This is a genomic window from Gottfriedia sp. S16(2024) (assembly GCF_050473765.1).
Classification (GTDB): domain Bacteria; phylum Bacillota; class Bacilli; order Bacillales; family Bacillaceae_G; genus Gottfriedia.
The window spans coordinates 705,959-726,883 of sequence record NZ_JBFLUO010000001.1 but is presented as its reverse complement, the minus strand read 5'-3'; the positions used below and the strand labels follow the sequence as shown (position 1 = coordinate 726,883).

Genomic DNA, 20,925 nt, shown 5'->3' with positions numbered 1-20,925 from the left:
AGGAGTATTGATATTATGAATAAACCTTTAATCAGTGTCATTATTCGGGTATATAATGAAGAAAAATGGATAAGTACAGTGTTAGAAAGTTTAAAAAAACAAGAGTATCGAGAGTTTGAAACAATAATTGTAGATTCACAATCGACAGATAATACTATTAATATATGTAAGAAGTACGACTGTAAAATCGTATCGATTAATAAAAAAGATTTTAATTATAGTTATGCTAGCAATGTTGGAGCAGAAAATGCTAGTGGAGACATTTTATGCTATATCAGTGGTCATTCTGTGCCTTTCCATTCAAATTATTTAGGAATTGCTGCGAAATTATTTAATGATTCATTGATTGGCGGTGTATATGGTGAAGTAATAGCTTTACCAGATGGTTCAATTACTGAAAAATTATTTAACAATCTAGGATATAAGAAATCGTTAAAAGAAGGTACAATTTTTGAAAAAGAAATTCATCCAGGAATCTTAAGTTGTAGTAATGCTTTTCTAAGAAAAGATATATGGAAAAAGCATAAATTTAAGGAAGAGTTAGGTCATGGTGGCGAAGATGTTGAAATGGCTTATCGTATTATTCAAGAAGGTAAATATATTGTGAAAGAACCAAATTTACTTGTTATGCACTCACATGGGAGTAGTTTTTTTAAATTTATAAAAGAGTTTAGGGCTTGGAGATCAATGTATAGTGATGTAGAGAATTATATAAAACTTAATGAATAACATTTTAAAATGAAGTTACAATTAAGTTTTTTTGAATAGGGGATCACATGAATAAAAAAATTTATTTGTTTAAAAAATATTACTTTAAACTTTTAGGTAAGAACGAAAAATTAATGAGTTTAAATATAAGATATTACCGATCAGTTGGTGTCAAAATAGGGGAAAATATGAGAGCTTTCTCTCCTTTATTAACAGCAGAACCATATTTATTAGAATTTGGAAATAATATTACGATTTCATCAAATGTTACATTTATCACACATGATAATTCTGTAACTAAAATAGTAGATAATGCTACTGATGTCTTTGGGAGAATTAAAGTTGGGAAAAATTGTTTTATTGGTCATGGTTCAATAATACTACCAGGAGTAACTCTTGGAGATAATGTCATAGTTGGTTCAGGTAGTGTGGTAACTAAAAGCTTTCCTTTAGGTGATGTGGTAATAGGAGGGAATCCTGCTAAAGTCATTTGTACTACTAAAGATTATTTTCAAAAGATTAATCCACATGCATTGAATACAATAGGTATGAGTAATAGTGAAAAGAAAAATTATATATTAAATTTGCCATCACAGAAATTTGTGGTTAAATAAATAAGTTTATTTAAACTTATTTATTTAAGTGGTATTAATGATTTAGATATAACTTAGTTAGATATCGTTACAAATGAAATAGCTTGACTAGCTCAAGTATAAAACACTATTTGGAAATAGGATGTGATTTAAAAGTTGAAAGTTGGTTATATACTTAAAAATTATCCTGAACTAAGAAATATTATTGGAAAAGTAAACAATACTGATTATGTATATGATAGTAAAAATAATCTTTTTCAATATTCTAATAAAATAAAAAAACTTTTGAATAGCTATTTAGGATTTAAATATAGCGGTGATGAACTATTTAAACACAAATCAGTATTAAATCTGAAACAATTAGATTTTTATCATTTCTTTAATCATATTAGTTACGGTAATAAGCCGTATATTACTACTTTTGAAACAGTTATTCCTAGAACAAGTCAGTTTTTGTTTGGTTTCAAAGAGGAGAAGAATAAAAAAGAAATTGATAGTTCTATAGTTAAAGAAATAGAAGTTTTAGACAGAGATACTTGTAAGAAATTAATTGCCATTTCTGAATGTACCAAAGAATTTCAATTTAATCTTTTAAACAACTTTGAACCCAAACTAGCAGAGCGAATAAAAAAGAAAATAATAGTTTTGCATCCTCCACAAGAATTACTAATTAATAGTTATAAAGAAAAGTTCTCAGGTGATCAAGATTCAGAAGCGATCACTTTTGTTTTTGTAGGACGTCATTTTCATCAAAAAGGCGGATATGAATCAGTAGTTTCATTTGATCGTTTATGCAAAAAACATCCTAATTTGAAGTTGAAATTAATTATTATAGGCAATGTACAGAATACCGAAGATAGTACAAAAATAGTTTCATTAGAAGATATTCGATTTATCGAAAATATAATAGGGAAAAATAAAAATATTGAGCTAAAAAAAGAAATGCCTAATTTAGAGGTATTGGAAATCTTTAAATTAAGTCATATAGGTCTTCTACCAACTTGGGCTGATACTTATGGATATTCAGTATTGGAAATGCAGGCGGCTGGTTGCCCTGTCATAACTACTAATGTTAGGGCCTTACCTGAAATAAATAACGATGAAGTAGGCTGGCTAATTGATTTACCATTAAATGATACAAAAGAAGCTGTTAATTCAAATGAATCAGATAAAAGTAGAATTAGAGAAACGATAATTTCTTCTTTATATAAAATAATGAGTAGTATTGTTGAAAATCCAGAGTCAATTGAACAAAAAGGAATAAATTCATTAAAGAGAATTAAAGAAGAACATAATCCTGATACTTATGCTCAGAAAATTCAATCTATTTACGAAGATATAATATAATAGATCAATAAACCAATAAACGTTTTTTTAGATTTCTGATTCAGGCCTTTTGGGACAATTTTTGTATTCGAGCAAATAATTAATATTTACAAATAATTTTAAGTTAATGGAGATGTACTAATTAATGAAAATTACAATAGCGGGAACAGGTTATGTTGGATTATCAAATGCAATTTTACTAGCCCAACATAATGAAGTAATAGCACTTGATATTAATCAAGAAAAAGTAGACATGATTAATAATAGAAAATCTCCTATTATTGATAATGAGATTGAAGAGTTTTTAGCTTCTAAAGAGCTAAACTTAACTGCAACTACGGATAATTATTTAGCTTTCAAAGATGCGGAGTATGTAGTAATTGCTACACCAACAAACTATGATTCGGAAAAGAACTATTTTAATACTAGATCGGTTGAAGCTGTTATTGCAAACGTATTGTCTATTAATCCAGAAGCAATATTGGTGATTAAATCAACAGTTCCAGTAGGATATACAGAAAAAATAAAGGAGAAGTTCGAAACAGATAATATTATTTTCTCACCAGAGTTTTTAAGAGAAGGAAAAGCACTTTATGATAACTTATATCCCTCGAGAATTATAGTTGGAGAAAAGTCTGATAGAGCAAAAGTATTTGCTAATTTATTGGTAGAAGGCGCACAAAATGAAAATATAGATGTATTATTTACAAATTCAACAGAAGCTGAAGCTATTAAACTATTTGCTAACACTTATCTTGCGATGAGAGTGGCTTTTTTTAATGAGCTAGATTCATATGCTGAAGTAAGATGTCTAGATACGAAACAAATTATTGATGGAGTTAGTCTTGATCCAAGAATAGGGAATCACTATAATAATCCTTCTTTTGGCTATGGTGGCTACTGCTTACCTAAAGATACAAAACAGTTACTAGCTAATTATTCAGACGTTCCAAATAATATTATGACTGCAATTGTTGATGCAAATAGAACGAGAAAAGATCATATTGCAGATATGATAATTAGTATGAATCCAAAGATTGTAGGTATATATAGACTGACCATGAAAACAGACTCAGATAACTTCAGACAGTCGGCCATTCAGGGTATTATGAAACGTATTAAGGCTAAGGGCATTGAAGTAATTGTATACGAGCCAGCTTTAAGTGAAGAGAAATTCTATAATTCTAAAGTGATTAATGAATTAGATGAATTTAAAGGAATATCTGATGTAATCGTGGCGAATAGATTATCAGATGATTTAAGAGATGTTGAGCGTAAAGTATATACGAGAGATTTATTCAGTAGGGATTGAACTCTAACCTACTAAACTAAAAAAGTTACAATGGTTTACTGATTACATTGTAACTTTTTATTATTTTTACACATGCAAGATTGTAAATTTTTCTATAAATAGGGGTAAATAAATAATATGACTTACAAAAATTCTTTCATGAGATGGTACAATCAACAAACACTAGATCCTGAATTAAAAACAATACTAGAACAAATGAAATCAAACGAAAAACTAATAGAAGACAGCTTCTACAAAAACCTAGAATTCGGCACAGGCGGAATGCGAGGAGAACTAGGAGCTGGAACAAATCGCCTAAACATATACACAGTAAGAAAAGCATCAGAAGGACTAGCACGTTTCATCGAGAGCCAAGGTGAAGAAGCAAAACATCAAGGTGTGGTAATTGCATACGATTCTCGTCACAAATCACCTGAATTTGCAATGGAAGCTGCAACAACTCTTGGAGCACATGGTATTAAAACGTATGTATTCGAAAGCTTACGTCCAACTCCAGTTTTATCATTTGCAGTTCGATATTTAGGTGCGTTCAGTGGAATCGTACTAACAGCAAGTCATAACCCACCTGAATACAACGGATACAAAGTATACGGTCCCGATGGTGGTCAATTACCTCCTGCGGAAGCAGATGCATTAACTAACTTCGTAGATCAGGTTGAAGATGAATTATCAGTAGAAGTAGCTTCAAAAGAAGATCTACTAGCTAATGGTTTACTAGAAATAATAGGTGAAAAAGTAGACTCAGCTTATTTAGAAGAGTTAAAAACAGTTGTTGTGAATGCTGAAGTTGTAGAAAAGCATGCGAAGGACTTAAATATTGTTTTCTCACCTTTACATGGGACATCTAATATTCCTGTTCGAAATGGATTAAGTATGTTAGGTTACACGAATGTAACTGTCGTCAAAGAGCAGGAGCTTCCAGATCCAAACTTTACAACTGTAAAATCTCCGAACCCAGAAGAACACGCAGCATTCGAACTAAGTATTCAGTACGGTGAGCAAGTAAATGCAGATGTATTAATTACAACTGATCCTGATGCTGATCGTTTAGGTGTTGCTGTGCGGAACTCTGAAGGTGAGTTTACCATTTTAACAGGTAACCAAACTGGTGCATTAATGCTTGAGTATTTATTATCTCAAAAGAAATCACTTGGAACTTTACCTAAAAACGGAGTAGTTTTAAAAACAATCGTTACGTCTGAAATTGGACGAGTAATTGCACAAAACTATGGCATTGATACGATTGATACACTTACAGGGTTTAAGTTTATTGGCGAGAAAATTAAAGAGTATGAACAAACGGGTGAATACAAGTTTCAATTTGGCTATGAAGAAAGCTATGGCTATTTAATTCGTGATTTTGTAAGAGATAAAGATGCAGTTCAATCAGTTATTTTAGCTTGTGAAGTAGCTGCATATTATAAGTCTCAAGGTAAAACATTATATGATGGTTTACTAGAAATCTTTGAAAAGTACGGTTACTTTAAAGAAGATTTAGTATCTATGACTTTAAAAGGAAAAGACGGAGCTGAGCAAATTAAACAAATGATGAATGAGTTCCGTATGAATCCACCGAAAGAGTTTGCTAGTCTTGAAGTAGCAGTAATTGAAGACTATAAGGAAAGTACTAAAACAAATCTTGAAGATGGAACGACTGTTGAAATCAATCTTCCTAAATCGAATGTACTAAAATACATCTTATCAGACGAATCATGGTGCGCATTACGACCATCAGGTACTGAGCCGAAAATTAAATTCTATTTCGGCGTAAAGGGAAATTCATTAACAAATAGCGTAGAAAAATTAGAAGAGATTAAAAAAGATTTATTAAGTCGTTTTGACAAGTAAGAAAATTGGTGCACAAGAGAATCTAAAATGAAGATCCTGTGCTTTTTTTATTATGTGAAATATAGAGGCTAGGCCTCACTATATTATAGAAGAAACAAATAAGGAGAGGTTTTCATGATTCTAGTTGTTGGCGGAGCAGGATACATAGGCAGTCACACAGTTAAAGAACTAGTCGATCAAAACTATGGAGTAGTTGTATTAGATAATCTAACAACTGGTCATCGAGACGCAGTAGATGAGCGAGCAATCTTTGTTGAAGGAGATTTAGGTGACGCAAAAGTTTTAGAGACTTTATTCTCAACATATAAAATTGACGCCGTAATGCATTTTGCTGCTTATAGTTTAGTAGGAGAATCAGTTATGAATCCATTAAAGTATTATAAAAATAATGTTGGTGCGACATTAACATTACTAGATAATATGATAAAGTTTGACGTAAAGAAGTTTATCTTCTCTTCTACTGCAGCAACATATGGTATTCCTGAAGCTGATATTATTACAGAAGAAACATTAACGAACCCAATCAATCCATATGGCCAATCCAAGTTAATGATCGAAAAAATCTTAGCTGACTTCCACAAAGCATATGGTTTAGGCTATGTTGTACTACGTTACTTTAATGCAGCGGGAGCACACACAACAGGATTAATTGGGGAGGATCACACTCCTGAAACACATTTAATTCCACTTGTCCTACAGCATTTACTTGGTCAACGTGAATCAATTAGCGTATTTGGAAGTGATTACCCAACGCCAGATGGCACTTGTATCCGCGATTATATCCATATTACTGACTTGGCATCGGCACATATTTTAGCTCTAGCAAGTTTACTAGAAAATGGTGGCCTTAATAAAACGTATAATTTAGGGAATGGAAAAGGATTTTCTGTAAATGAGATTATTAAAACATGTGAACGAATTACAGAAAGAAATGCAAATGTCATCCTCACTGACCGTAGGGAAGGTGATCCAGCCCAATTAATAGCTTCATCACAAAAAATCTATGAAGAATTAGGCTGGGAGACGAAATATTCTTTAGAGCAAATAATCGAAACAGCCTGGAATTGGCATCAAAAGAATCCAAATGGATATAAAACAATTTCTTATGAATTGAAGTAAACATGACCTTCTTTTGAGGGTTATGTTTTTTGCTTTTCAAATAATTGAGAAATAAAAGTTAGGCAAATACATATCAAATCAAGTAAGATAGAATAGTAATGTTAAATTTTTACAAATTAAATTCCTAATCAAAGGAGAAAAATCTTGTCCAGATCAGAAAAAAGCTCATCTAAAAAAATGTCCACAACAAAAAAAGTACTATTAATCCTAGTTAGTGTAGTAGTCCTAATCGGTCTAGGAATAGGCGGTTATGCGTATTCAATTTACCACAATGTAAATAAGACAACAGACGCAATCTATAAAGACATAAAGAAAACAGATAAACGAAAAGATGAAGTAAATGTTGAAAAGAAAGAACCTTTCTCTCTTTTACTATTAGGGGTTGATCATCGCCCTGGTGATAAAGGTCGTTCGGATTCAATGATTGTGATGACGGTTAATCCGAATACACATACAACAAAAATGGTAAGTATTCCGCGTGATACAAGAACTGAAATTGTTGGAAAAGGTAAAGAGGATAAAATTAACCATGCATATGCGTTTGGTGGAATTCAAATGTCTGTTGATACGGTTGAAAACTTCTTGAACATTCCAATTGATTATTATCTTGAAGTTAATATGGAAGGCTTTAAAGATATCGTTGAAGCAGTAGGTGGAGTTGATGTAAATAATGACTTAGACTTTACTTATGATGGTGTTCACTTTACGAAAGGACCAATTCATTTAAATGGTGTAGATGCCTTAAAGTTCTCTCGTATGCGTAAGTTAGATCCTCGTGGTGACTTTGGTCGAGAGCTTCGTCAAAGAGAAATTCTTGAAGCGGTTATTAAACAGGGAGCTTCAATTTCTTCTTTAACAAACTATCAATCTATTTTACAAGCAATTCAAAAGAACGTTGTGACAAATATTACTTTAAGTGATATGGTTTCGATTCAAAAGGATTACCGTGAGGCTGCACAGAATATTAGTAAAACTCAGGTTCAAGGTGAAGGAAAAATGATTGATAAAATTTATTATTTTATTGTATCAAAACAAGAAAAAGATAGTATTTCTAATGATCTTCGCCAGCATTTAGAACTACCTGCGGAAACAAAATAACATCTAAATCTTTGATGTAATCTTTTTTTAGGAACCACCGTTAAAAGTTCTCTTTTTAACGGTGGTTCTTTTTTATGTCTTTTTTACATCCAATAGATTTCCACTGAATTTGCCATTCATTCCAATCCCCTAAGAATTTAACCTACACATCCCTTTAATCACCAACATAATAATATATATATTCCTAAATGTTTAGGAGGTCTTTGCGATAAAAGGAATTATACTTGCAGGTGGTAGTGGTACTCGACTCTATCCATTAACGATGGTGACTAGTAAGCAGCTATTGCCTGTGTATGATAAACCAATGATTTATTATCCGTTATCTACTTTAATGTTGGCGGGTATTAGAGAGATTTTAATTATATCGACTCCAGAGGATCTGCCTCGTTTTGAGGCTTTATTAGGTGATGGTTCTCAGTTTGGAGTTTCGTTGAAATATAAAGTACAACCTAGTCCAGATGGATTGGCTCAAGCGTTTATTATTGGTGAAGAGTTTATAGGAAATGATTCTGTTGCGATGATATTAGGTGACAATATTTATTATGGCAGTGGGTTGCGTAGTATTTTGAAGAAAGCAGCGATGAAGGAAAAAGGGGCAACAGTTTTCGGTTATCATGTACAGGATCCTGAGCGATTTGGTGTTGTAGAATTTGATGAGTCAGGGAAAGTTTTGAGCATTGAAGAAAAGCCAGTAGCTCCGAAATCAAATTATGCAGTAACGGGATTGTATTTTTACGATAATCGTGTCATTGAAATTGCTAAAAATGTAAAACCATCCAATCGTGGTGAATTGGAGATTACTTCTGTAAATGAAGCGTATTTAAATTTGGGTGAACTAGAAGTGGAGTTACTTGGTCGCGGTTATACATGGTTAGATACTGGAACGCATGAAAGTTTAGTGTCGGCAACAAACTTTGTCAAAACAATTGAAGAGCATCAAGGGATTAAAATATCTGCCCCAGAAGAGGTCGCTTATATTAATGGGTGGATCGATAAAGAACAATTAGTACGTTTAAGCGAATCACTCAGTAAAACAAGTTATGGTAACTATTTACGAAAAGTTGCAAATGGTGAGATTAAATATTAGCTTAAGGGGTCATTATCAATGAAAATTACAGAAACTTTTATAAAAGGAATTGTAGTTATTGAGCCAACTGTTTTTGGTGATCACCGTGGTTGGTTTATGGAAACATATAATGATTCTAAAATGAAGGATTTTGGAATGAATTTAAATTTTGTTCAAGATAATCAATCATTTTCTGCATTGAAGGGCACGTTACGTGGGTTACATTATCAGTTGTCTCCAAAAGCACAAACGAAATTAGTCCGTTGTACAAGGGGTTCCATTTTTGATGTAGCTGTTGATATTCGAAAAGGGAGTCCGACATACGGAAAGTGGTTTGGAATCGAGTTAAGTGCAGAAAATAAAAAACAATTATTAATTCCAAAAGGATTTGCTCACGGTTTTATGACTTTAACAGATGATGTGGAAGTCCAATATAAAGTTGATGAGTTATATTCACCTGAATGTGATCGAGGCATTCTTTGGAACGACCCAGTTATTCTGGTGGAATGGCCAATCAATATTTCTCCATTATTATCTGTAAAGGATAAAATCGCACCATTATTAAAGGATGCTGAAAATAATTTTATCTATAAGGAGTAAGATAAATGAAGGTTTTAGTAACTGGATACGGTGGGCAACTAGGATATGATGTCGTTCTAGAATGTGAGCGGCATGGTTTAAATGTTAAAGGCTGCGCTCGACAAGAGCTGGATATTACTAAGAGAGAATCAGTATTTTCTATAGTAGATTCATATAAACCAGATGTTATTATCCACTGCGCTGCCTATACAGCAGTAGACAAGGCTGAAGATGATAAAGAGAATTGCTGGAATGTGAATGTTGAAGGAACGAGATATTTAGTTGAAGCTGCGAAAAAGCATCATTCAAAGTTCATTTATATTAGTACAGACTATGTGTTTAATGGGAATGGTGAAAGTCCTTTTAATGAAGATGACCAACCTGGCCCAATCGGTTATTATGGATTAACAAAGTATGAAGGTGAAAAAGTTGTTCAATCATTAATCGAAAACTATTTTATCATTCGGGTTTCGTGGGTATTTGGAGTTAATGGGAATAATTTTATTAAAACAATGTTAAGACTATCAGAAACTAGAAATGAATTAAATATAGTCGAAGATCAAATCGGATCGCCAACATATACAGTTGATTTGGCTATATTAATAGTAGATTTAATTAAATCAGATAAATATGGAATCTATCACGCAACAAATGAAGGCTTTACTAGTTGGGCTGATTTTGCAAAAGAAATATTTAAACAAACCGACAGTAAAACTTTAGTAAAATCGATTGCATCCGAGGACTATCCTACTAGAGCAGCTAGACCGAAAAATTCGAGATTATCAAAACAAAAGCTAGTAGATAATGGCTTTCAATCCTTACCTTCATGGCAAGACGCATTAGCTAGGTATTTAGTTCAATTAAATAAAAGAGACGAGGTACAGTAAAAACATGAAAGTAGCTGTTACAGGCGGTGCCGGGTTTATCGGTGGAAACTTTATTCAATACATGATAAATAAATACCCGTCCTATTGCCTTTATAATCTGGATGCTTTAACCTATGCAGGTGACTTAACAAAGCATAAAAATATCGAACAAAATGAAAACTATCATTTTATCAAAATTGATATTTCAAACCGTGAAGAAATCATGACGTTATTTAAAAAGGAAAAGTTCGACTATGTAATCCACTTCGCAGCAGAAAGTCATGTTGATCGCTCAATTGTAGACCCAAGTATATTCGTGACAACAAATGTTTTAGGAACTCAAGTTTTACTAGATGCTTCAAAAGCGATAAACGTTAAGAAATTTGTACATGTATCTACAGATGAAGTGTACGGTGATCTAGATTTTGACCCTACAACTTTTTTTACAGAAGATACACCTCTACAACCGAATAGCCCGTACTCTGCAAGTAAAGCCTCATCTGACTTATTAGTTCGCTCCTATCACGAAACGTATGGATTTCCTATGAATATCACACGTTGTTCAAATAATTACGGACCGTATCACTTTCCAGAGAAGTTAATTCCATTAACCATTTCTCGTGTATTAAATGGCCAAAAAGTTCCTGTTTATGGTACTGGTGAAAATATTCGCGACTGGTTACATGTTTATGACCATTGCTCAGCGATTGATCTAGTTTTGCATAAAGGAGTAAATGGGGAAGTTTACAATGTAGGTGGCCATAACGAGCGAACAAATTTAGAAGTGGTTAAAACAATCATTTCATCGCTTGGTAAATCTGAAGACTTAATTGAATTTGTTAACGATCGTTTGGGTCATGATAAACGTTATGCGATTGATCCTAGTAAATTAGAAAAACTAGGATGGAAGCCAGTTTATAATTTCGACACTGGAATAGCTCAAACTGTGCGATGGTATGTGGATAATAAAGAATGGTGGGACAGAATCATTTCTGGTGAGTATAAGAAGTATGATGAAGATGCTAATTAAAAGAACCATTACTTAATAATAGCTTCATGTAATCGAATGTCATTGCATTATTTTGCAGTGGCATTTTTTAATAAAATCCTAGATTAGTACGAAGCCAAAAGAGGGTTGTTAGAGTAGGGAATTTGAAATATTTAGAATACATCTTTAGTTGTATTTTTATGATATAATCAAATTATTATTAAAAATATTAAAATTACATTACAATAAACTTAATAATAACTTTAATGTTTTGTATTGTTCGAAACAAAAGCGATTTAAATCAAAAATTTAAATGGTTTTTTTTTATTTAAAAACTAATTTTTCCTATATAAGATTAGGAATCAATTGTTTTGACCTGATTTAATATTGAGCTTAAATCATGATTTATTAAATTTTGAAATAAGAGGAAGTGCAAAGTTTTAAAAAGGGGATAAATACGTGGTGAAAAAACAAATAGGTGTTACGGTTGTAGTAATCAATTTTAATAAAGAGAACTATATAAAAGAATGTATTAATTCACTAAAAAAACAAACAATGAAACAACTTGAGGTTGTGATTGTTGATGATGGCTCCACAGATAATAGTGTATCAGTTATAAAAAAAGAAATTAGACGCTATAAGAATTTCCGATTAATTGAGCAAAAAAATGGAGGACCAGGAGCTGCAAGAAACAGAGGGCTTTCAGCGGCAAAAGGTGAATATATTGCATTTTTAGATAGTGACGATACAGTAGATGCAGACGTTTACAAAAGTATGTTTGATGAAGCAAAAAAACATGATGCTGATACAGTAGTTGGAGATATCACATGTTTTAATGAAAAAAGAACATGGCGACTGATGTATATGGATGATTTGTTTAAGAAAAATCTGAACCCTGTTAGACATATTAGGACTTCAAAAGATTTACATGTCACACCAAGTGTATGTAACAAATTGTTTAAGAAGCACTTATTAGAAGTTTACAATATTGTGTTTGATCAGGATTTACGTGTCGGAGAAGATCTATTATTTACACAAAAAGCTTTATTTAAATCGAATAGAACAGTCGTTATAGAGAAAAGTGTACTAAATTATCGAGTTGAACAAAACGGGGCAAGTTTAGTACAGCAAGCAGACTTAACATTTTTTGAAGGATTAGTAGAGACTCAAAAAAGGTTAGTGTCATTTCATGAGGAAAACAATACAATTATTCGCCTGTTTCCGATTGAAAAGAGGCAATGGGTCTTCTTTTGTCAGAGTATCATAAATAAACGAAAAAAGTTTACTAAAAAAGATATTTTCAATTTGTATGAAATAGGAGAAAAATATATTCAATCTATTCATTATAAAAATATTTTAACGGGTAGTCGTATGTATCAAGGACTGTTTTATGCAATTTTTAATGAAGGAACAGCTGATGATTTATACAAATTAATCTTACTAATGGATACATTGAATATTAGTCGAGAAACCGTCGAGTTAAAGGACGTAACGTATAGTTTTTTAGTAAATCATTTTCCACAGTGGAAACAATTTTTGGAAATTAAAGGATTTAGTCTTTGTCAAAAAGTTGAAGACATCTCACTTTCAAACGATACATTAAAGATAAAAGGTTTTGCATTTATTAATGGGATTAGTACGAATGGAAGTGTGAAAAAGATTGTCTTTAAAGAAATGAAAACAAAACAAGAAGTCGAATTTCCACTTGAGAATATTTCTCGTAAAGATGTTAGTTATGTACAAGGTAATAACCAAATTAATTATGATGAGTCTGGTTATGAATGTATATTTGAAAACTTATCAACGCTACTCGATAACGGTAGCTGGAGTGTTTGGATGACAGTTTCAGATCGCAATAAAACAGTAACCGAGCCTTTAAGAGTAGGTTTATACAAACTAACTAAAAAAACTAGACCTTATTTAATTGGTAACCGAAAAATTGCACCTTATTACAAAAAGAGAAATTTATCTTTCCGAGTTGTTGAAATGCCAGTGACCAAACAAATGAAATTTAATATAGGAAGAGTAAAACGAGTTGTTCGTCCTGCAGTAAAATTTGCTTACAAAAAAAAATGGCATACGTTAGTTGTTTATTGTCTTTATTTTCTATTTTATCAATTTATGAAGAGTAAAAAGTTATGGTTAATTGGTGAGCGTCAAGATACTGCACAGGATAACTCATATCATTTATTCAAATATATTCGAAGAAAGTACCCACAAATTAATGCGTACTATGTAATAGATAAGAATAGTCCTGATTATAACCATATAGCACATCTTGGGCATGTTGTTCAATTTGGTAGTATAATCCACAGTTTGATATTGCTACTTTCTACTAAAACAATTAATAGCTATGCGGAAGATCCAAATATGTATACTGATGCTTATCGAAGTATTGTTCAGGAGTTACCTGAAATTCAACGAAATGAACGGATCTTTTTACAACACGGTGTTATTGGTGTAAGTCGTGTCAGTCACGTGTTGCATAAAAATAAAGTTGATTACAAAAAGTTTGTCGTTTCTAGTGAATTTGAAAAAGAACATATCATCTCGGAATTTGGTTATGAAAAGGACGAAGTAATCGTTACTGGACTCCCAAGATGGGATGCACTTGTTGATGAAAGTAAAGGAAATGAGATTTTATTAATGCCGACGTGGCGATCATGGAATCGATCAAAGGAAGCACTTGAAGAATCGGAATACTGGGAACGTTATATGAAATTACTTCATAATAAAAATTTACATGAACTTCTTGAAAAGAAAGATTTAACATTAACTTTTTATCCTCATTATCAAACGCAATTATATATGCCGGAATTCAAGTCACCTCATGAGCGTATTAAGGTGATGGTTCAAGGAGAGGAAACTGTTCAATCTCTTTTAAAACGTCACAGTGTATTAATTACTGATTACTCAACTGTATCATTTGACTTTTCGTATTTAGAGAAACCTGTATTATTCTATCAATTTGATTATAACGAATTTTACACAAGACATTATAATGAAGGACCAATTACTCAAAATCGTTTATTTGGTCCTGTAACAGATCAAGAGGATGAGGTAATTTCTATATTAGAAAATATGGTTAATAATCGTAGTAAATGGAAAAAGAAAGCTAAGCAAAATCCATATATTATTAAACCAAACCAATCGCACACAGAACTTGTGTTTAAATCGATTGTTAATTAATTTTATAATTTGCACTAATAAATTATTAATATAAAAGACTGCCTTTGCAAAATTTGCAAAGGCAGTTATTTTTTTTACATTTTTTTAACATGGATACTCATTAAGATTCACAAAAAATCGTTAATCTCTAATTAATATAATATTTTCCTTTTTAATAAACACGTCTTACTTACTGTGTTTATCTTATTGTTCTGGAGGTTTGAAATGAAGAATAGTGAATTATTGAATAGTAGTCATGTTGATTCAACAACTGTAAATTTTAAACCAAGTTTAATAGAGGTTTCGACTGAGGATTTCGATGCTAATATTCTACGGAAAAATGAATTATTAATGAAAGAAAATGAGTTCCTCTCTAATAAAGTGATGGAATTAGAAAAAAGAATGGAAGAGCAATTATTTCGTCAGTTGGATTTAATCGTAGAGCATGAGGAATTTATGATGGGACTCGATGATTATGTTCTTGTAAACGAAGTAAAGCAGTCATTTGGTTCGTATGAATATGAAAAATTACAAGAGGAATATCAAAAGCTTCAAATAAATTACGAAACGTTTAGGAACTCAAAATTTGGAAAATTGGCAAGGAAGTATTGGAAGATCTTGAAGTATTTAAAAAGAAAATGAGGGGTCATTTATGTTAAAAGAATTAATCGAAAAACAAATAACTAGATTACGTAATGAAAAATATGACACAAAAATGATGCTGCAAGAATTAATGAATGTGGATGAACCCTTCTATTTTCAAAACCATGAGTTACTTCCATTTTCAGCTGATGATTTTACAGTTAGTAAAGGTATTCAAAGGTTTCAAAAGGAAAAGAAAACGCTATTTCACAACAAACTAATAAAGCAGACTGCGGTTATTGATTATAAAGACGAAAAAAAATTAATGGAACTACTTTTTAATGAAGGAAGAAGTCAGTTATTTACTAAATTTGGCATCACAGGCTTTGTCAGCGGTAAGTGTGAGGTTGTTTGTGAATTGCGATTTATAGATTATGAGCATAACGCTAGCACAATCAGTTTTCATATGGACGAGTTAGTTGATCTATCTCAATTTAATCAAAATGAGATACAATCGGCTTCTTTTTCAATTTACATGACAGGTGCTGCCACACTTCATTTATTTCATGCTAAATTAATGGGTTCATATAAAAATAGTTCGATAGACAATAGTCACTTGAAGAAACAAAAGAAAGAAATTAAGGACTTTCGTGTTGGTTTTATTGCAGACGAATTTACGACACGATGCTTCGATTATGAGTTTCAACTTGTAAAAATCACGCCAGAGAATTGGTTGACTGAATTTAAAAAACATCGAATTGATGTATTCTTTTGTGAGTCTGCGTGGCTTGGAAACGATGGAGCTTGGAAGGATAAAATCGGTACGAAAAATCACAGAAATCATACGAAACTATTAAAACTAGTTTATTGGTGTAAAGAGCACAATATCCCGACCGTCTTTTGGAATAAAGAAGATCCGTTTCATTACCAAGCTTTTATTGATACAGCTAAGCATTTTGATTATGTATGCACGACTGATTTTGAATCAGTTCAGAACTATGTGGATGAAGGCTGTGAAAATGTTTATTGCTTACCTTTTGCAGCTCAACCGAAAATTCACAATCCAATTGAATATATTCCACGTAAAGAGAAAGTAGTTTTTGCTGGAGCTTATTATGGTAAAAAGTTTCCTGAGCGTACGAGTGCGATGGAGAAACTAGTAAATTCTTCGAAAGAATACGGACTGGATATATATGACCGAAACTATCATAATCCAACAAGTCCTAATCAATTTCCAGATGAGTATAAACCATTTATTGTTGGAAACTTAAAACAAAATGAAATCGATCTTGCGTATAAAGGATATAAAGTAGCACTAAATGTAAATAGTATTACGAAATCTCCGACAATGTTTGCCCGGAGAGTATTTGAGTTATTGGCAAGTAATACGCCAATTATTAGTTCCCATTCAGAGGGGATTCATCGAATGTTTGGTGAAATTGTAACGGCTACAGACGATGAAAAAATAATGAAACAACGACTTTCAAACTATTATTCAGATGAGACCTTTTATAAAAAAAATCGTTTACTCACATTACGAAAAGTATTAGAAGAACACACTTATACGAATCGAGTGGAAGATTTATTTAACATTATTAATCTGCCATTCGAAAAATATGAAGAAACTGCTACGTTAGTTGGCGTTGTTCGAAGTAAAGCCGACTATGAAAAGTTAATCGCAATTTACAATAGACAAGGAATCAAACAGAAAAAACTAGTGATCTTACTCGATTTGTTTGACGGCTATTTAGAAATTTTTAATCAAAACAATCATGGGCAAGTAAAAACTTACTTAATTGATTACTGCCATCATTACTTTAGCTTGAATGATATAGTTGATTCGAATTATATTGCTCCAATTAATCTAGATCATTATTATGGAGAAAATTATTTAAGAGACTTGATGTTAGCTACTAAGTATACGAATGATACGATTATCGCAAAAGGGAATGGAAATAGCTATAACTACGTAAATGATTGCCAGATTGACGAATCATTGATTTGCAAAAAGGCGACTAGATTTCTACATCCAAATGAATTTATAAAGCTTTTAGATGATAAATCATCAATTGGACACTTCTCAAAAGCTGGCGTTCAATTTTTTGAAATTGATGAGTTTAATTTTTATCGAGATGCCTATGAACAAGCCATTAGCCGAGACAAAATTGAGGGAATTTTAGTATAAGGAGCTGTTTTTATGAAACTGGCGATTATAGGGCATGATTTAAAATTTATAAACGATGCCATTAAGAGGTTTGAAGCTAAAGATGATATTGAAATAAAAATTGATTTATGGGAAGGGCATACAATTCATCAAGTTGCAAAAAGCTTAGAGGTCGTTAATTGGGCCGATGTTCTTTTTTGCGAGTGGGGACTTGGGAATGTGATTTGGTATCAGGAGCATAAAAAAGATCATCAAGTATTAATTGTTAGAATGCACCGTTTTGAAATGAATACCCCTTTTCCAGAGCAATTTGATTTTACGAAGATTGATAAGATTATTGCCATTTCTTCTTATATATTTGAGGAATTTCATCGTGTTGCAAAGATTCCTAGAGAAAAGATGATTGTCATTCAAAATGGAGTTGATGTAGATCGATTCCATTTGCCTAAGCAGTATGATGCAGATTTTCGAATTGGATTACTTGGTTATGTGCCGAAGTTAAAACGGTTAGATCGAGCGCTTGAGATATTTGAAAAGTTATACGAAAAAGACAACCGATATACTCTTTCGATAAAAGGAAAGCATCCGAAAGAGTTTCCGTGGGTATGGAATAATCAACAAGAGCAGGATTATTATACAAGTTTATTCCGAAAAATTGAGAAATCCCACTATCGTAATCAAGTGCAGTTTGAAGAGTGGGGAGATTCAGCGGAATGGCTCGAGTCGATTGGTTTTGTCTTATCAGTCAGCGATTATGAAAGTTTTCACTTAGCACCCGTTGAAGGGATGGCCTCTTGCGCTGTGCCAATTGTTTTAAATCGTGAAGGAGCTCGAACGATATTCCCTGATGAGTATATTTTTGAATCACTCGATCAAGCAGCGCAGTACATTGCGGATAGTAGAAAAGGATCTAGGAAAGAACTAGTTGAATTTGTGAAGGAAAATTACTGTATGGATAAAATGTGTTCAGAGATTTTGAGTCTAATTGATGAGTTACAAGTAAAATTAGTTCATTAAGTATTTCGGAGAGCACAGTGAATTCTTTTAGTAGAAGGAACTGTGCTTTTTTCTTCTATTATTATTTACATCGAGTATGAATGATTTCAATATGTGGGAAACTAAGTATATAAGACTTTGTCGTAAGTGATGAATAATCGAATAATTACTAGATAAAGAACTTATTAGGGATAAGACGATCAATTTTGCAATTAATCATGTATATAAAGGAATAAAACGGTATTTTTCATGGTAAAAAATGTCTTTATTTCCTTAGTTAAGATACAATAGATAGATATATTTCAATAAGCCGATTTGTTTTTGAAAGGGGAAAGAATTTTGACTGTTAAAGTAATGACAATTTTTGGAACAAGACCAGAAGCGATTAAGATGGCGCCACTTGTGCTTGAATTAGCTAAACATCCGGATGAAATCGAATCCATTGTGACGGTTACAGCTCAACATCGACAAATGTTGGATCAAGTTCTCGAAATTTTTGAAATCACGCCTGATTATGATTTAAATATAATGAAAGATCGCCAAACTTTAATCGATGTAACAACTAGAGGTTTGGAAGGTTTAAATAAGATTATGCAAGAAGTAAAGCCGGACATCGTATTAGTTCATGGTGATACGACAACGACTTTTATTGCTAGTCTTGCAGCTTTTTATAATCAAATTGCAATTGGGCATGTTGAAGCCGGTTTACGTACTTGGGACAAGTATTCACCATACCCAGAAGAAATGAACCGTCAATTAACTGGTGTCATGGCGGATTTACATTTTTCTCCTACAACAAAATCAGCACAAAATTTATTAGCTGAAAATAAAAAGGAAGAAACAATTTTTATTACTGGTAATACTGCAATCGATGCCCTAAAAACAACAGTAAAGGAAGAGTATGCTCATCCTGTTCTTGATCAGATTGGAAATGACAGATTAGTCTTAATGACTGCACATCGTCGTGAAAATCTGGGGGAACCTATGAGAAATATGTTTAAAGCGATTAAGCGTTTAGTCGAAAAACATCATGATATTCAAGTTGTGTATCCTGTACATATGAATCCTGTTGTTCGTGAAATTGCAAATGAAGTTTTAGGAAATGACAAGCGAATTCATTTAATCGAACCACTGGATGTCATTGATTTCCATAACTTTGCTGCAAGATCGCATTTGATTCTAACTGATTCTGGTGGTGTGCAGGAAGAAGCACCTTCATTAGGCGTACCAGTCCTTGTTTTACGTGATACGACAGAACGCCCAGAAGGTATTGATGCTGGTACATTAAAGCTTGCGGGAACTGATGAAGAAGTGATTTTCTCATTAGCAGATGAACTATTATCAGATGAGGAAGCTCACGCAAAAATGTCGAGAGCATCAAACCCATATGGAGACGGTGAAGCTTCAAGAAGAATTGTTGAAGTGATTATTCAACATTTTAAAAATAAGAATAAATAAGATTTAACGTTGAACGACTATTTTTGCAAATTTTGCAGGGATAGTCGTTTTTAATCTTTTATTTTTGTCAAAATAAAAAGCTGATTTTTGAAATAGATCAAAAATCAGCTTTCTTTATTTAGCGTGTTTTGTAATATTGAATTGTTTTATCTAAACCTTCTTTAAGTGTATTACTTGGCTTCCAGTTTAGTAATTGAATTGTTTTTTCATTGTTTAAGTAACTGTGTTTAATATCGCCAGATCTTTCTTGTGCAAATACCATTTCAATTTTATTATTAATAACTTCCTCTGAAATTTTTAATAAATCAATTAAAGATGTTTGTGTATTTGTCGATACGTTACAAATCGTATTGACTGGATTTTTACTCGCAAGAAGATTAGCTGCAACGATATCATCTACAAAGATAAAGTCACGAGTTTGCTCACCGTCTCCAAAAATAGTAAATAATGAATTAGATGTTATACAATCCACTAAAATACTAACAACTCCGCCTTCACCTTTTGGATCTTGGCCAATTCCATATACATTTGCATAACGGAATACAGTATATTGAATGTTGTGTAGTTTATTATACATATCAAAATAAAATTCAGGAGAAAACTTAGAAGCACCATAAGGTGACAGTGGTTGAATTGGATGCTTTTCATCTACACCAAGATAGTGAGGTTCTCCGTATACAGCTGCGGATGAAGCATAGACAAGCGTTACATCCTTTAATTGTTTTAATTGACGAGCTGATTCCAGTACATTGATTGTTCCTAAAATATTGATGCTAGCATCTTCCATAGGATTTTTAACAGAGAATTGTACATCAATTTGTGCAGCATGATGATTAATAATATCTGGTTGCTCTTTTAGAACTATTTCAGCAAAGTTATTACTTCTAATATCCTCTTCATAAAAAGTTACATCTGATGGAATATTATGTATAGAACCTGTCGATAAGTTATCAACGACAACTACTTTATAACCTTCATTTATATATGCTTTTACTAAATTAGAACCAATGAATCCGGCCCCACCAGTAACTAATACCTTTTTCATACTTATTTC

The 20,925-nt window shown here is 32.2% G+C and carries 16 protein-coding genes and 1 pseudogene; 16 read left to right on the top strand and 1 reads right to left on the bottom strand.

What is annotated here, in order from left to right; translation table 11 throughout:
- Positions 1 to 15: 15 nt before the first annotated feature.
- The 16 genes and pseudogenes from AB1282_RS03440 to wecB all read left to right on the top strand — a co-directional run bounded on the left by AB1282_RS03440 (position 16) and on the right by wecB (position 19,871).
- On the top strand, positions 16 to 729 hold the full coding sequence (locus AB1282_RS03440) for a glycosyltransferase family 2 protein (RefSeq protein ID WP_429898460.1): 714 nt from the start codon (positions 16 to 18) through the stop codon (positions 727 to 729).
- Positions 730 to 1,055: 326 nt separating this feature from the next.
- Positions 1,056 to 1,199, top strand: a pseudogene (locus AB1282_RS03435) (DapH/DapD/GlmU-related protein); the annotation flags it as partial.
- Between the two features lie 258 nt (positions 1,200 to 1,457).
- Positions 1,458 to 2,648: a glycosyltransferase family 4 protein gene (locus tag AB1282_RS03430; protein WP_429898459.1), complete on the top strand. Its 1,191-nt coding sequence runs from the start codon at positions 1,458 to 1,460 to the stop codon at positions 2,646 to 2,648.
- Between the two features lie 124 nt (positions 2,649 to 2,772).
- Positions 2,773 to 3,939, top strand: a complete 1,167-nt coding sequence (locus AB1282_RS03425; protein ID WP_429898458.1) for a nucleotide sugar dehydrogenase — start codon at positions 2,773 to 2,775, stop codon at positions 3,937 to 3,939.
- Between the two features lie 117 nt (positions 3,940 to 4,056).
- The gene (locus AB1282_RS03420; protein ID WP_429898457.1) at positions 4,057 to 5,787 is read left to right on the top strand and encodes a phospho-sugar mutase; all 1,731 of its coding nucleotides are present in this window, start codon (positions 4,057 to 4,059) and stop codon (positions 5,785 to 5,787) included.
- A gap of 114 nt (positions 5,788 to 5,901) precedes the next feature.
- Positions 5,902 to 6,906, top strand: coding sequence for a UDP-glucose 4-epimerase GalE (gene galE, locus AB1282_RS03415; protein ID WP_429898456.1), 1,005 nt, complete (start codon positions 5,902 to 5,904; stop codon positions 6,904 to 6,906).
- Positions 6,907 to 7,050: 144 nt separating this feature from the next.
- Positions 7,051 to 8,004: a LytR family transcriptional regulator gene (locus tag AB1282_RS03410; protein ID WP_429898455.1), complete on the top strand. Its 954-nt coding sequence runs from the start codon at positions 7,051 to 7,053 to the stop codon at positions 8,002 to 8,004.
- A gap of 208 nt (positions 8,005 to 8,212) precedes the next feature.
- Positions 8,213 to 9,091, top strand: coding sequence for a glucose-1-phosphate thymidylyltransferase RfbA (gene rfbA, locus AB1282_RS03405; protein ID WP_429901056.1), 879 nt, complete (start codon positions 8,213 to 8,215; stop codon positions 9,089 to 9,091).
- Positions 9,092 to 9,109: 18 nt separating this feature from the next.
- Entirely contained in the window at positions 9,110 to 9,670 is a 561-nt protein-coding gene (gene rfbC / locus AB1282_RS03400) for a dTDP-4-dehydrorhamnose 3,5-epimerase (protein WP_429898454.1), read from the top strand.
- Positions 9,671 to 9,675: 5 nt separating this feature from the next.
- Positions 9,676 to 10,536, top strand: coding sequence for a dTDP-4-dehydrorhamnose reductase (rfbD, locus tag AB1282_RS03395; protein WP_429898453.1), 861 nt, complete (start codon positions 9,676 to 9,678; stop codon positions 10,534 to 10,536).
- A gap of 4 nt (positions 10,537 to 10,540) precedes the next feature.
- A complete protein-coding gene (rfbB, locus tag AB1282_RS03390) occupies positions 10,541 to 11,545 on the top strand; it encodes a dTDP-glucose 4,6-dehydratase (protein WP_429898452.1) in 1,005 nt (334 codons plus the stop codon).
- Between the two features lie 417 nt (positions 11,546 to 11,962).
- Positions 11,963 to 14,692 (top strand): bifunctional glycosyltransferase/CDP-glycerol:glycerophosphate glycerophosphotransferase, encoded by a 2,730-nt coding sequence (locus AB1282_RS03385; RefSeq protein ID WP_429898451.1) that lies wholly within the window; start codon positions 11,963 to 11,965, stop codon positions 14,690 to 14,692.
- 204 nt (positions 14,693 to 14,896) lie between these two features.
- Entirely contained in the window at positions 14,897 to 15,313 is a 417-nt protein-coding gene (locus AB1282_RS03380; protein ID WP_429898450.1) for a hypothetical protein, read from the top strand.
- Between the two features lie 10 nt (positions 15,314 to 15,323).
- Positions 15,324 to 17,438 (top strand): CgeB family protein, encoded by a 2,115-nt coding sequence (locus tag AB1282_RS03375; protein WP_429898449.1) that lies wholly within the window; start codon positions 15,324 to 15,326, stop codon positions 17,436 to 17,438.
- Positions 17,439 to 17,450: 12 nt separating this feature from the next.
- Entirely contained in the window at positions 17,451 to 18,434 is a 984-nt protein-coding gene (locus AB1282_RS03370; protein WP_429898448.1) for a glycosyltransferase, read from the top strand.
- Between the two features lie 333 nt (positions 18,435 to 18,767).
- A complete protein-coding gene (gene wecB / locus AB1282_RS03365; RefSeq protein ID WP_429901054.1) occupies positions 18,768 to 19,871 on the top strand; it encodes a non-hydrolyzing UDP-N-acetylglucosamine 2-epimerase in 1,104 nt (367 codons plus the stop codon).
- A 118-nt stretch (positions 19,872 to 19,989) separates the two neighbouring features.
- Here wecB and AB1282_RS03360 read toward each other — a convergent pair whose 3' ends face one another.
- Positions 19,990 to 20,916 (bottom strand): NAD-dependent epimerase/dehydratase family protein, encoded by a 927-nt coding sequence (locus AB1282_RS03360; protein ID WP_429898447.1) that lies wholly within the window; start codon positions 20,914 to 20,916, stop codon positions 19,990 to 19,992.
- Positions 20,917 to 20,925 lie beyond the last annotated feature (9 nt).